Below are 14,697 nucleotides of genomic sequence, written 5' to 3' on the forward strand. Positions count from 1 at the left end.
AAATTTATACGTAAAGGGGGCGGCCGGCATGCGCAGTAGCGGCATTGCTTCAGGTAAAATCATTTGAATGAAAATCCTGATTAGCAATGACGACGGCTATTTGGCACCCGGCATCAATGCGCTGGCCAACGCGCTTGCCCCGATCGCCGAGATCGTGGTGGTGGCGCCGGACAGCAACCGCTCGGGCGCATCGAACTCGCTGTCGCTGGACCGGCCGCTGTCGGTGCAGCAGGCGGCCAATGGTTTCTACTTTGTCAATGGCACGCCCAGCGATTGCGTCCACGTGGCGTTGACGGCCTTGCTGGACGCGCCGCCTGACCTGGTGGTCTCCGGCATTAACAACGGCCCGAATATGGGCGACGATACGCTGTATTCCGGCACTGTCGCCGCCGCCACCGAGGGCTATCTGTTCGGCATTCCCGCCATCGCCTTTTCACAGGGCACCTACGGCTGGGAGCATATCGACGATGCCGCCCGTCATGCGCGCGACATCATCCAGCGCTACTATGAAACGTTGCCGCGCCCGTATCTGCTGAACGTGAATATACCGAATCGTCCTTATGGCCAGCTTAACCAGGTGGTCGCCACGCGGCTGGGCCGCCGCCATCAGTCGGAGCCGGTGATCAAGGCCAAGGACCCGCGCGGCAGGGATATCTACTGGATCGGCCCGCCTGGCGCGTGCAAGGATGCCGGCGAGGGCACGGATTTCCATGCCTGTGCCAACGGCAGCACGTCGATCACCCCGTTGCAAATCGATTTGACGCACTCCACCCAACTCAATGCATTGGCAAAGGCCTTGGCATGACTGAAAAAAACCGTACCTTTCCCTTGCCGCTGTCCTCGGTAACCGACCAGGGGGCCAGGAAGGCAACGGTCTTCAAGCCGGTGGCAACACCGCAAACCGCCACCCAGAACGCCGCCCGCCACGCACCGCCGCAATATCCGGCGCCGCGCGCGGTGGCCACGCCGTCCAAGTCGCACAGTTACGCCCTCGAACGGGCCCAGGCGCCAGCGGCGCCGCCGCGCCAGAGCGCGCTGGTGTCGGACGGCGTGCGGCGCGCCATGGTGCAGCGGATCGCCAGGCAGGGCGTCAAGGACCCGCTGGTATTGGGCGCGATGGACACCGTGCCGCGCCATATGTTCATGGACGAAGGGCTGGCGCCGCAGGCGTATGTGGACGCCTCGCTGCCGATCGGCCACCATCAGACCATCTCGCAGCCCTACATCGTGGCCCGCATGATCGAGGTGCTGCGCAACGGCGGCCAACTGCAGCGCGTGCTGGAGATCGGCACCGGCTGCGGCTACCAGGCGGCGGTGCTGTCCTGCGTGGCGCAAGAAGTGTATTCCATCGAGCGTATCAAGCCTTTGCACGAGCTGGCCAAGGCCAATCTGCGCCCCTTGCGCGTCCCGAACCTGCGTCTGCATTACGGAGATGGTATGCTTGGCCTGCCGCAAGCTGCTCCGTTTGACGGTATCATTCTGGCCGCGGCCGGAATGGAGGTGCCGCAAGCACTGCTGGACCAGCTGGCCATCGGCGGCCGATTGGTCGCACCGGTAGGCGTCCGCACGCAGCATTTGGAACTGATTACGCGCACCGGCAAGGCGGAGTGGACCAGCGAAACGCTGGAAGATTGCCACTTCGTGCCGTTGCGTCCGGGCGTGATTTAGCGCCCGAACCACTAGACAAAGATGAGAATGACGAATAAAAGCAATCTGCTCGTACTGAGCTTTGCGCTGGTTTTATTGAGCGCCTGCCAAACCACCCCCAACCAAGCTCCGGTCGTTGACCGCCCCGTCTCTCCCGCTGTCAAACCCGCCACCCCGAGCGAAACGGCGCAGATCGGCCGTGACGAGCGCGGCATATACATCGTGAAAAAGGGCGATACCCTGATTCGCATCGCGCTGGAACACGGCCAGAACTACCGCGACCTGGTGGCCTGGAACAACCTGGCCAACGCCAACGATATCAAGGTCGACCAGGCGCTACGCGTGCTGCCGCCGGATAGCGCACCGAATGGCGCCGGTGTGGAAACCGCCGCCGTCATCATGCCGCCGTCCGACAAGACGCCGCCGCCGGCGCCGGTGGTCAAGAAAACCGGTCCCAAAGGCGAGAAAAAGCCGTATACGGACGCTAACCTGGCCGAATTGCAGCGCACCGACAATGGCAAGGACGCCGCCGCTGCGCCAGCGCCGGCCGCCGCCGCAGCTGCCTCTGCTTCGGCCCGCGCTTCTGTCCCGGCCGCACCGGCGGCGCCAGCCGGTCCGACCCTTGCCGCCGACGACGCCGCTGTGACCTGGGTCTGGCCGGCCGAAGGCAAGGTGACCGCCGTCTTCGACGAAGGCAAGAACAAGGGCGTGGACATCGCCGGCAAGGCCGGCCAGCAAGTCGTGGCTGCCGGGGCCGGAAAAGTGATGTTCGCCGGTAGTGGCATCCGCGGATATGGTAATCTCGTTATATTGAAGCACAGTAGTAATTTGCTGTCGGCCTATGCGCATAACCGGACCATCCTGGTGAAGGAAGGCCAGACTGTCAGCAAGGGACAAATGATTGCGGAAATGGGCGACTCCGATACCGACTCCGTCAAGCTGCACTTTGAAATCCGGCAGCAGGGCAAGCCAGTCGATCCCTCCCGCTTCCTGCCTAACCGCTAGTTGAGCCATGTGAGCCATGACCTCTACGCCGCACGATCAGATGGACGACGACTCGCTCCCGGATGATTTCCAGGATGAGGAGGCCAGCATCGACGACGCGGACGAGGCTGACGCGCCGGAGACCGGCGCGGTTCTGGAAACCGTCGACGAGCTGAAGAAGGTGCTGGCGGCCGAGCTGTCGACCGACACCACCCAGCACTACCTGAACCAGATCGGCACCCGGCCGCTGCTGACGGCGCCGCAGGAAGTCCACTACGCCACGCTGGCCAAGGCCGGCGACTTCAGCGCGCGCCAGACCATGATCGAGCACAACCTGCGTCTGGTGGTGTCGATCGCCAAGCACTACATCAACCGCGGCGTGGTGCTGCTGGACATGATCGAAGAAGGCAACATTGGCCTGATGCGCGCCATCGACAAGTTTGAGCCCGAGCGCGGTTTCCGTTTTTCCACCTACGCCACCTGGTGGATACGCCAGAGCATCGAGCGCGCCATCATGAACCAGGCGCGCACGGTGCGGCTGCCGGTGCACATGGTGCGCGAGCTGAACCAGATCCTGCGCGGCAAATACCATCTCGAAGCGCAGCACCACAACGGCAAGGACGCCACCGCCGAAGACATCGCCGAGCTGGTCGGCCGGCCGGTGGAAGAGGTGCAGGACATCCTGGCGCTGTCCGAGCACGCTACCTCGCTCGACGCGCCGCTCGACAACGATCCACAATCATCGCTGATGGACATGCTGCCCGGTGACAGCGACGACAGTCCCGACGCCCGCGCCGAACACCACGAAATGACGGTGCTGGTGCGCGACTGGCTGACCAAGCTGCCGGACAAGCAGCGCATCGTCATCATGCGCCGTTTCGGCCTCGACAACGACGATCCGGCCACGCTGGAAACCCTGGCCGAAGAGATGGGCGTGACGCGGGAGCGGGTGCGCCAGATCCAGCAGGAAGCGCTGGTCAAGCTCAAACGGGCGATGGCGGCGCGCGGCGTGGTCCGCGATTCCCTGCTGTAATCTGCTGTAGTCGCTGACTCCCTGCCTGTTCTGGTATCATGTCGCCCCTGTACGCGGGCCGGCCGCGCTTTCCCTACTATTGAACGTTATGCAAGAAAATACCATCGACATCAAATCGCTCGACATGGACGCCCGTGGCGTCGGCCATATTGAAAACGAAGACGGCACGCCGGGTAAAGTGGTGTTCGTGGAAGGTGCGCTGCCAGGTGAGCGCGTCAGCTTTGAGACGTTCAAGAAGAAGAAAAACTGGGAAGCCGCGCGCATGACCGCGCTGCACCGCGAATCGTCGATGCGCGTCAAGCCGCAGTGCGAACATTTCGACTACTGCGGCGGCTGCTCGATGCAGCACCTGGAGCCGACCGCGCAGGTGGCGATCAAGCAGCGCGTGCTGGAAGATAACCTGTGGCACATCGGCAAAGTCACCGCCGACAACATCATGCGGCCGATGTACGGCCCGACCTGGGGCTACCGCTTCCGCGCGCGCCTGTCGGTGCGCTGGGTCGAGAAAAAAGGCACGGTGCTGGTCGGCTTCAAGGAAAAGCGTTCGGTGTTCGTGGCCGACATCAAGAGCTGCCAGATCCTGCCGAAACACGTGTCGGACATGCTGCTGCCGCTGCGCGCGCTGATCGGCTCGCTGACGCTGTACAAGGAAGTGCCGCAGATCGAACTGGCGATCGGTGAGGACGTCACCGCGCTGGTGCTGCGCGTAATGGCGACCCCGACCGCCGACGACGAAGCCAAGCTCAAGGCCTTCGCCGACGAATACAAAGTGCAGTTCTGGCTGCAAACCAAAGGCCCGGAAACCGCCGCGCCGTTCTACCCGCTGGAGCCGCAGCTGCATTACCTGCTGCCGGAATACGGCGTGCGCATGCCGTTCAAGCCGGTCGACTTCACCCAGGTCAACCACCACATCAACCGCGCGCTGGTGCACAAGGCGCTGCGCCTGCTGGACGTGCAGCCGGAAGACCGCGTGGCCGACCTGTTCTGCGGCCTGGGCAACTTCACGCTGCCGCTGGCGACGCTGGCGCGCGAAGTGGTCGGCATCGAAGGCAGCCAGGCGCTGACCGACCGTTCGCTGAGCAACGCCAAGGCCAACGGCCTGGATGGCAAGACCACCTTCTACAACCGCAACCTGTTCGAGGTCACGCCGGAAGACCTGATCGCGCTGGGCAAGTTCGACCGCATGCTGATCGACCCGCCACGCGACGGCGCCATGACCCTGTGCGAGTCGCTGGGCGAACTGCGCAAGACCAATCCGGAATTCCTGCCGAAGCGCATCGTCTACGTCTCGTGCAGCCCATCGACGCTGGCGCGCGACGCCAATGCGCTGGTCAACCTGGCCGGCTACAAGCTGGACAAGGCCGGCGTGGTGAATATGTTCCCGCACACCTCGCACGTCGAATCGATGGCCGTGTTCGATCTGACGTAAAGCCCACACTGTACCGAAAAAGACTGACAGGGGCGACAGACTGCATTAACCTATTAGCAAGATGACTCACGCACTTGTCAATCCTAACCTCATGTCTTGGTCTCGCCGTCGAGCGGGCCTGAGTGAGGCCGACCTTGCAGAAAGCATTACCGTGCAAGAGGACAAGGTGCTGGCATGGGAGGCCGGGGAAAGCAAACCGACCTTTCGACAAGCTCAGCAGTGGGCGAACTTGGCCCATGTGCCATTCGGTTATTTATTTCTGAGCGAACCCCCAAAAGAGGAATTGCCTCTTCCGGATCTTCGTACTGTCGGCGGTGCCGCCCCTGCTGCGCCAAGCCTTGATCTGCTGGATACGGTGCGTGATGTGCTCAGGAAGTACGAATGGTATCTCGACTATCTGAAAGAACAAGGCCTGTCTTCGCTTCCCTTCGTGGGAAAGTTCACTAGTACAGCGCGCGTCGCCGATGTGGTGGCCGATATCCGCTCGGTTCTTGGCGTCAATGAGGCGCCGCATCGGCAAGGCGGCGAAGAATACCTTCGGCAACTCATTGCTGGAGCCGATGCGGCTGGTATTCTGGTGATGCGTAGCGGTGTCGTGGGAGCGAATACCCATCGCAAGCTGGATGTCGGAGAGTTCCGAGGTTTCGCGATTAGTGACAAGTTTGCCCCAATAGTGTTTATTAATATCGCTGATGCTCCCGCTGCGCGGCTCTTCACGCTGATTCATGAGCTTGCCCACATCTGGATTGGAAGCAGTGGCGTCTCCAGCGTATCCCCATCGAGTAATCGGCAGGATGAGATATTCTGCAATGCTGTGGCGGGAGAGTTCTTGGTGCCAAAAGCAAAGCTCACTCCATTGTGGCGGAAAGTGGATGACTGGGTTGCGCTATTGCCAGAGCTGGCCGCAATTTTCTATGTGAGCAAACTTGTTGTCGCGCGCAGAGCATGTGACCTGGGCTTCATTTCCAGCGACGAGTATGGTCGGTACTATGTGTTGGAACTGAATGCCCATCGCGACCAAAAAAAAGCCGGAAGCGGCGATTTCTACAAGACTGCTGGGTCGAAAAACAGCAAACGATTCAGTCGCGCGGTTTTGACCGAGGCACTCAGTGGGCGCTTGCTTTTGCGTGATGCTGGCAAGCTGCTTGGAATCCAGCCTGCCAAGATTAGAACTTACGCGGAGAAGGTGAACGATTGAAATATCTTCTCGACTCCAACACTTTCATCGAAGCGAAAAACCGCTACTACAATATGACGGTCTGCCCGGCATATTGGCTCTGGATTCTCCAGAAGTATGTTGCTCAGGACGTGGCAAGCATTTCCATGGTTGGTGACGAGTTAAAAAAAGCGATGATGAACTTGCTGCTTGGGTCAAGGATCATCCTGATCTATTCATCGGCGTCCATGATGACGACACGCAGGCCTGTTTTGCAATAGTGGCGAACTTTGTTGTTGAATCAAGTGGGAAAATGAAAGCGGGCGCCGCAGCGGACTTCTTGTCCGGGGCCGACCCATGGCTCATTGCAAAAGCAATGGCCACTGGAGCAACCGTCGTCACGCACGAATCACTTGACCCGATGATCAAGAAGAAGTTCTTAATCCCTAATATCTGTAAGGAATTCGGAGTCAATTGGATGAATACCTTCGATATGCTCTACAAGCTCGAAGCGCGATTTGTGCTGGCGAAGTGACCCATCGCATTCACTCGGACTCCCTGCGCAGTGGTAGTCGCCTGATCTGAAGCGACATGGTTTTTCTTATAATATTATTGACTTTGCAGGAGGCGTGCGCAACACTGGGCTGATTGTTAATCAGCGCCTGGAGTTGGCATGCGCCTTCTGTCCCGAATCATCGCGCTGGCTGCGTTAAGCAGCCTGCCGCTGGCCGTTCTGGCCGATACTTCCGTTACTTCGTTTTCGCCATCGGGCACCGTCAAGGGCGTGCGCCAGGTGGCGGCGCGCTTCAGTGGCCAGATGGTCCCGCTGGGCGATATGCGGCTTGGCGATCCGTTCACCGTCGATTGTCCGCAAGAGGGCAAGGGCCGCTGGATCGATGGCCAGAACTGGAGCTACGATTTTGTGCGCGACCTGCCCGGCGGCGTGGCTTGCCGCTTCACGCTCAAGGATGACGTCAAGGACATCGACGGCAAGCCGCTGAAGGGCGACCGTCAGTTCAGCTTCGACACCGGCGGCCCGGCGGTGGTGGAAGCGGCGCCGCGCGACGGCTCCGGCGCCATCGACGAGCAGCAGATCTTTGTGCTGGGCCTCGACGCGCCGGCCAGCGAATCGACCATCACCGCCCACGCCTGGTGCCAGGCCGAGGGCATCAACGAGAAAATCGGCGTGCGCCTGCTGCAGGGCGCGGAGCGTCAGCGCGTGCTGGAGATGCGCAAGTCGTTCACGGAACGCTATCTGTCCTTGTACTTCAAGGCGCGCGGCGTGGTGTGGCGCGCTACCGCCAAGGTCAATAACCAGAAGCTCGACAAGCTGCCGATCGTGGTGCTGCAATGTCAGCGGCCGTTGCCGGCGGATGCCAATGTGTCGCTGGTGTGGGGCGCGGGCATCGCCGCCGATAGCGGCATCGTCACCACGCAGGAGCAAAAGCTGGCCTTCAATACGCGGCCGGATTTCAACGCGCGCTTCAGCTGCGATAGACTGGCGGCCGATGGCGCCTGCATCCCGTTCCTGCCGATGCGCGTGCAGTTCTCGGCGCCGGTATCGCGCGCCGACGCGCTGGCGGTCAAGATCACCGGGCCAGGCGGCAAGGTGTTCAAGCCTGTGCTGAGCAAGGAAGAGGAACAGGCCGAGTATCTGCAATGGCTCAACATCAAAGGCCCGTTCCCTGAAAGCGCCAGGCTGACGCTGTCGATGCCGCCGAAGCTGAAGGACGATGCCGGCCGCATGCTGGTCAACCAGGCCAGTTTCCCGATGACGGTGCGCACCGATGCGCAGCCGCCTCTGGTCAAGTTCCCTGCGCGCTTCGGCATCATCGAGGCGAAGGGCGACAAGCTGTTGCCGGTCACCGTGCGCAATGTCGAGGCGCGGCTGGCGGGCAGCAAGGTCGATGGCGCCGCGCTGCGCGTCAACGACGGCTCGGCTTCGAGCGATCAGCAGGACCAGCAAGTGATCGCATGGCTCAAGCGCATGGGCACCAGCTACAGCTGGCAGCCGCAGGAGCAGTGGGGCGATAGTCTCGGCAAGCAGCTGCTGGACCCCAAAGCCGGCAAGGTGGAACGCTTTGCCATGCCCAAGCCGAACGGCGGCCGGGCGATGGAGGTGGTCGGCATCCCGCTGCGCAAGCCGGGCTTTTATGTGGTGGAGCTGGCGAGTCCCAAGCTGGGCGAGGGACTGGGCGTCGGTAACAAGGCTTACGTCAGCGCGGCCGCGCTGGTGACCAATATGGTGGCGCACTTCAAGCACGGCGCGGAATCGTCGGTGGTGTGGGTGACGTCGTTGGACAAGGGCCAGCCGGTGCCGCAGGCGCAGGTGGTGGTGCGCGATTTTGAAGGCAATCTGCTGTGGCAGGGCATGACCGACGCCGGCGGCCTGGCGCACATCCGCAAGGAACTGCCGACGTCGCGCAAGGCACAGGATGGCCGCTACTTCGTCAGCGCGCGCCTCGGCGCGGACATGACTTTCACTTTGTCCGACTGGGATCGTGGCATTGAGACATGGCGCTTCAATTTGCCGGGCGGTGACGGCGGCGCCGACAACGTTATCGCCACTACGGTGTTTGACCGCATGCTGCTGCGTGCCGGCGAGACGGTGCACATGAAGCACTTCCTGCGCCGTCACGTCGAGCAGGGCATTGTGCAGGCGTCGAAAGAACAGGATCGCACGCTGCACATCATGCACGAGGGTAGCCAGCAGCAGTACGACGTGCAGATCAAGTGGAGCGCCAACGGCTCGGCCGAGAGCACGTGGACCATTCCGGCCGACGCCAAACAGGGCTGGTATCAGTTGATGCTGAGCGGCCGTACGGCGGGCCGCTTCCGCGTCGAGCAGTTCCGCGTGCCCACCATGAAGGCGCTGCTGCAAGGGCCGAAGACGCCGGCGATCCAGGCGTCATCGGTGGCGCTGGATATCCAGCTGGGCTACCTGTCCGGCGGCGGCGCGGGCGACGCGCCGGTGCAGCTGCGCACCGTGGTGCAGGACAAGGGCGTCAGCTTTGCCGATTATCCGGACTTCAGCTTCAGTAACGGCGATGTCAAGGTCGGCGCTGAAAAGAACGCCGGCACTTTCGATGACGACGAAGGCATGTATGAAGGCGATGGCGAAGGCGAAGATGGCGCAGTCGCCGGCCCGGCCAATATCAAGACCCGCAATCTGACGCTGGACAAGGCTGGTGGCGCGCGCGTCACACTGGACCAGCTGCCCGAGGTACAGACGCCGAAGGAACTGATGGCCGAGATGACCTTCCAGGACGCCAACGGCGAAACGCTGTCGGCCGCCACGCAGATTGCGCTGTGGCCGTCCAGTTATGTGATCGGCATCCAGCCCGATGGCTGGGTCGCCAGCAAGGACGGGCTGAAATTCACGGTCGCGGTGCTGGACCTGCAAGGCAAGCCGGTGGCCGATGCGCCGGTCGCGGTGGACTTCTTCCAGCGCCTGTCGTACTCGCACCGTCGCCGCCTGATCGGCGGCTTCTACGCCTACGAGAACAGCAGCGAGATCAAAGCGCTGGGAGCCGCCTGTGAAGGCAAGACCGATAACAAGGGCCTGTTGATCTGCAAGGTCAAGGCGCCGGCGTCGGGCAATTTGATCTTGCGCGCAAAGACCCAGGATGGGCAGCAGCGCGCTGCCATCGCCCATCGCGAAACCTGGGTGGCCGACGGCGCCGACTGGTGGTTCGCCGCCACCGACAACGACCGCATCGATCTGCTGCCGGAAAAGAAGCGCTACGAGCCTGGCGAGACGGCCAGCTTCCAGGTGCGCATGCCGTTCCGCGAAGCGACCGCGCTGGTGACGGTGGAACGCGAAGGCGTGATCGATACCTATATCCGTCCGTTGAGCGGCAGTGAGCCGGTGTTCACCATTCCGGTCAAGAAGTCATATGCGCCGAATGTCTACGTTTCCGCGCTGGTGGTGCGCGGACGCGTGAACAGCGTGCAGCCGACCGCGCTGGTCGACCTGGGCAAGCCAGCCTACAAGCTGGGGATCGCGCCGCTGCGCGTGGGCTGGTCGGCCAATGAGCTGAAGGTGCAGGTCACGGCGGACAAGTCGGTGTACAAGGTGCGCGACAAGGCCACAGTGGCGGTCAAGGTCACGCTGCCGGATGGCTCGGCGCCGCCTGCTGGCGCGGAGGTGGCGCTGGCGGCGGTGGATGTCGGCCTGCTGGAGCTGATGCCCAACACCAGCTGGGATTTGCTGGAGACCATGATGGGCCAGCGCAGCCTGCAAGTGACCACGGCCACCGCGCAGATGCAGGTGGTCGGCAAGCGTCACTTCGGCCGCAAGGCGGTGCCGGCCGGTGGTGGCGGCGGCAAGGGCGCGGGACGGGAGCTGTTCGATACGCTGCTGTTCTGGAAGGCGCGCGTGACGCTGGATGCGAACGGCGAAACCACGGTGCAGGTGCCGATCAACGATTCGCTGACGGCGTTCCGCATCGTTGCCATCGCCAGTGCGCAGGCGGATTTGTTCGGCACCGGCCACACGGAGGTGCGCAGTTCGCAGGATCTGATTCTGCTTTCCGGTCTGCCGGCGCTGGTGCGCGAGGGCGACCGCTTGCGCGCCGGCTTCACGCTGCGTAATACCACCGATGCTGCGGTGAGCGCCACGCTGACCGCCAACGCGGGCGGCAAGGCGCTGTCGCCGCAATCGGTCTCGCTGGAGCCGGGGCAGGCGCGCGAGATCGGCTGGGACGTGCAGGTGCCGGCCGGCGTCAGCACGCTGGACTGGGATGTCAGCGCGGCAGTGGAGGGCGGCGGCGCGGCATCGACGGACCGCATCAAGATCAAGCAGAAGGTGGTGCCGGCGGTGCCGGTGACGGTGATGCAGGCCACCTTGCTGCAACTGGACCGCAAGCTGTCGATGCAGGTGGCGCTGCCGGACGACGCGGTGCCGGGGCGCGGCGGCGTGCAGGTGCAGTACAGCCCATCGCTGGGTGGCGATCTGCCGGGCGTGCAGGAGTACATGAAGAAGTATCCGTACCGCTGCTTCGAGCAGGTCACTTCGCGTTCGATCGCGCTGCATGACAAGACGATGTGGCAGTCGGCGATCGACACGCTGCCGGCGCATCTGGACAGCGATGGCCTGGTCAAGTATTTCGCGACGATGTATCAGGGCAGCGATACGCTGACGGCGTATGTGCTGTCGGCGGCGGCGGAAGCGGGCTATGTGATTCCGGATGGTCTGCGTGGACAAATGGAGTCAGGTTTGCTGGCCTTCGTGCAGGGCAAGGTGGTGCGCTACTCGGCCTTGCCGACTGCCGACCTGGCAGTGCGCAAGATCGCCGCGCTGGAAGCGTTGTCGCGTACGCGGCCAACGCAGGCGGGTGATCTGGAGTCGTTCACGGTGCAGCCTAACTTGTGGCCGACGTCCGCAGTCCTGGACTGGTATCAGATCCTGCAGCGCTCGAAGGAGCTGCCGCAACGCGCGCAGCGCCTGAAGGAGGCGGAGCAGATCCTGCGTTCGCGCCTGAACCTGCAAGGCACGACGATGACTTTCTCCACCGAGCGCGCCGACGACTGGTGGTGGTTGATGTCTTCCGCCGACGGCAATGCCAACCGGCTGTTGCTGGTCATGGCCGATAACCCGGCGTGGAAGGATGATATCGGCCGGCTGGCGCGCGGCGCGCTGGGACGCCAGCAGAAAGGCCGTTGGGGCACGACGGTGGCGAATGCCTGGGGCGTGCTGGCCGTGGATAAGTTCTCGCGCCTGTTCGAGAAGGACAAGGTAACTGGCACCGCTGGTGCGACGCTGGCCAACGCCAGCAAGAGCATCGCCTTCGGCGGCGAGCCGGCTGGCGGCACGGTGATGCTGCCTTGGCCGCGCGGCGGCAGTGGCCAGCTGGCGCTGGAGCACACGGGCGCCGGCAAGCCATGGGCCACGGTGCAGACCTTGTCCGCCGTGCCGCTCAAGGCGCCGCTGTCGAGTGGCTACCGCATTGCTAAGACCATCACGCCGGTGGAGCAGAAGGTCAAAGGCGTGTGGTCGCGTGGCGATGTCTATCGCGTGCATCTGGATCTGGAAGCGCAGTCGGATATGACCTGGGTGGTGGTGGATGATCCGATCCCGGCCAGCGCCACGGTGCTGGGCTCCGGCCTGGGTGGCGATTCGAAGATCATGCGCAGCGGTGAAACCAGTACTGGCTGGGCCTATCCGGCCTTCCAGGAGCGCACGTTTGAGGGCTACCGCGCGTTCTACGAGTTTGTCCCGAAAGGCAAATGGAGCGTGGAGTACACTGTGCGCCTGAATAATCCGGGCCAGTTCAACCTGCCGCCAACCCGTGTCGAGGCGATGTACAGCCCCGAGATGTTTGGCGCTTCGCCTAATGCCGCAGTCACAGTGAAATGAAACTGATCGTTTGTACCCTTGCGCTGGCGCTGGCCGGCGCCGTCCACGCCGCTCCGACCTTTGATGAGGTGCGGAAGGCGTATCGCTCGTCGGACGCGGAGCTGCTGGACCGGCACGGCGAAGCGATACAGTCGCTGCGCATCGACATGACGGTGCGGCGCTTGCCGTGGGTGGCGCTGAATGATATCTCGCCGGCGCTGCCGGCGGCGGTGCTGCAGGCGGAGGACCAGCGTTTCTACCAGCACGACGGCGTGGACTGGAATGCGGCGGCCAAGGCGGCGTGGGATAACCTGTTCCGCACACGGCCGCGCGGTGCCTCGACCATCACCATGCAACTGGCGGCCTTGCTCGATCCGACCTTGCAGCCGGCCGCCAAGGGCCGCAGCTGGGGGCAGAAGTGGGACCAGGTGAAGGCGGCGCGCGAGCTGGATACGCAGTGGACCAAGCAGCAGATCATGGAAGCGTATCTGAACATGGTGTCGTATCGCGGCGAGCTGCAAGGCGTTGGCGCGGCGGCGCGCGGCATGTTCGGCAAGGCGCCTTCCGGACTGGATCTGAGCGAGGCGGTGATTCTGGCCAGCTTGCTGCGCGGGCCAGCGGCGGGGCAGAAGGTGGTGTCGCAGCGGGCCTGTTCGCTGGCGCTGGAGTTGCGCTTGCCGTCGACCTGCAGCGAGATCCAGTTGCGGATTGTAGTGGCGATGAGCCGTCCGCAGTTGGCAGCCCATCTGCCGCCGGCGCCGCAGGTGGCGCAGCAACTGCTGACGCGCAGTGGGCAGGCGGTGCGCAGCACGCTGGATGCGGGCTTGCAGCGTTACGCGCAGAATGTGCTGCGCCAGCAACTGGCCGCGCTCCAGGGGCGCAATGTCAACGACGGCGCGGTGGTGGTGCTGGATAACGCCAGCGGTGAGATTCTGGCCTATGTTGGCAATGCCGGCGGCGGCGAGGTGGATGGCGTGGCGGCGCTGCGCCAGGCCGGGTCGACGCTCAAGCCGTTCCTGTACGAGCTGGCGCTGGAACGCAAGCAGCTGACGGCGGCGTCGCTGATGGACGATACGGCGATCGATATCTCGACGCCGGGCGGCATGTACATCCCGCAGAACTACGACAAGAACTTCAAAGGCTATGTCAGCGTGCGCACCAGCCTTGCCAGTTCGCTCAACGTGCCGGCCGTGCGCACGCTGGTGATGACGGGCATGGAGCGTTTTCACGAGCGCCTGCGCGAGGTGGGCTTGAGCAGTTTGACGCGGCCGGCCGAATACTACGGCTATTCGCTGGCGCTGGGCTCGGCCGAGGTGTCGCTGCTGGAGTTGAGCAATGCCTATCGCACGCTGGCCAACGGCGGGATGTATGGCGTGGTGACGCTGGCGCCGCAAGCCACCGCCGCATCACGCCGCGTGCTCGATGCGCGCGCCAGTTTCATCGTCAGCGACATCCTGGCTGACCGCGCGGCGCGCAGCATCACTTTCGGCCTGAAGAACGAACTGGCGACCACCTTCTGGGCCGCCGTCAAAACCGGCACCAGCAAGGACATGCGCGACAACTGGTGTGTGGGCTATACCGACAAATACACGGTAGGCGTCTGGGTCGGGAATTTTGACGGGCAATCGATGTGGGACGTTTCCGGCGTCAGCGGCGCCGCGCCGGTGTGGCGTGACGTGATGGATTACCTGCATCGCGGTCAGGGCAGCCGCGCACCCAAGCCGCCGGCCGGCGTGGTGCGCCAGCAGATCGCCTATCAACCGGCGCTGGAAGCTGCGCGCAACGAATGGTTCATCGCCGGCACCGAGAGCCCGGTGATCGCACTGGTTCAGGATTTGCATCGCGCACCGAAAATCCTGTATCCAGGCGAAGCCGCCATCATCGCGCTCGATCCGGATATTCCAGACGCCATCCAGCGCGTATTCTTCCAGGCGCAGGGCGGGCAGGACCTGAGCTGGCAGCTGGACGGCGAGCCGCTAGGCCAGGCCGCCAGCAGCTACAGCTGGCGCCCCACGCCCGGTCAGCACCAGCTGGCGCTGGTCGACGCCAACGCGAAACTGATCGCCACCACTCGCTTCCAGGTCCGGGGACTCAACAAGTCTGCCGAGTGA

At 63.3% G+C, this 14,697-nt stretch carries 8 protein-coding genes and 1 pseudogene; all 9 read left to right on the plus strand.

The features are described 5' to 3' along the window. Nucleotides 1-67: 67 nt before the first annotated feature. The 9 genes and pseudogenes from surE (at nucleotide 68) to pbpC (ending at nucleotide 14,697) form a co-directional block, all read left to right on the plus strand. A complete protein-coding gene (gene surE / locus GTP69_RS03805; RefSeq protein WP_161053637.1) occupies nucleotides 68-805 on the plus strand; it encodes a 5'/3'-nucleotidase SurE in 738 nt (245 codons plus the stop codon). After that, nucleotides 802-1,668 (plus strand): protein-L-isoaspartate(D-aspartate) O-methyltransferase, encoded by an 867-nt coding sequence (locus tag GTP69_RS03810; protein WP_161053638.1) that lies wholly within the window; start codon nucleotides 802-804, stop codon nucleotides 1,666-1,668. The genes surE and GTP69_RS03810 overlap by 4 nt, the downstream gene beginning before the upstream one ends. 27 nt (nucleotides 1,669-1,695) lie before the next feature. Next, nucleotides 1,696-2,652, plus strand: a complete 957-nt coding sequence (locus tag GTP69_RS03815; RefSeq protein WP_161053639.1) for a peptidoglycan DD-metalloendopeptidase family protein — start codon at nucleotides 1,696-1,698, stop codon at nucleotides 2,650-2,652. Nucleotides 2,653-2,668: 16 nt separating this feature from the next. Further along, nucleotides 2,669-3,664 carry an RNA polymerase sigma factor RpoS gene (gene rpoS, locus GTP69_RS03820; RefSeq protein WP_110849078.1) on the plus strand — a complete coding sequence of 332 codons (996 nt, stop codon included), beginning with the start codon at nucleotides 2,669-2,671 and terminating at the stop codon, nucleotides 3,662-3,664. 88 nt (nucleotides 3,665-3,752) lie between these two features. Then, complete coding sequence (rlmD, locus tag GTP69_RS03825) at nucleotides 3,753-5,093, plus strand: 23S rRNA (uracil(1939)-C(5))-methyltransferase RlmD (protein ID WP_161053640.1); 1,341 nt, start codon at nucleotides 3,753-3,755, stop codon at nucleotides 5,091-5,093. A 61-nt stretch (nucleotides 5,094-5,154) separates the two neighbouring features. Continuing rightward, the gene (locus tag GTP69_RS03830; protein WP_161053641.1) at nucleotides 5,155-6,291 is read left to right on the plus strand and encodes a DUF8813 domain-containing protein; all 1,137 of its coding nucleotides are present in this window, start codon (nucleotides 5,155-5,157) and stop codon (nucleotides 6,289-6,291) included. A 53-nt stretch (nucleotides 6,292-6,344) separates the two neighbouring features. Continuing rightward, nucleotides 6,345-6,784, plus strand: a pseudogene (locus GTP69_RS03835) (DUF4411 family protein). Between the two features lie 138 nt (nucleotides 6,785-6,922). Continuing rightward, the gene (locus GTP69_RS03840) at nucleotides 6,923-12,607 is read left to right on the plus strand and encodes an alpha-2-macroglobulin family protein (RefSeq protein ID WP_161053642.1); all 5,685 of its coding nucleotides are present in this window, start codon (nucleotides 6,923-6,925) and stop codon (nucleotides 12,605-12,607) included. Continuing rightward, on the plus strand, nucleotides 12,604-14,697 hold the full coding sequence (gene pbpC / locus GTP69_RS03845; RefSeq protein WP_161053643.1) for a penicillin-binding protein 1C: 2,094 nt from the start codon (nucleotides 12,604-12,606) through the stop codon (nucleotides 14,695-14,697). The genes GTP69_RS03840 and pbpC overlap by 4 nt, the downstream gene beginning before the upstream one ends.

It is taken from the genome of Duganella levis, assembly GCF_009857605.1.
GTDB lineage: Bacteria > Pseudomonadota > Gammaproteobacteria > Burkholderiales > Burkholderiaceae_D > Rugamonas > Rugamonas levis.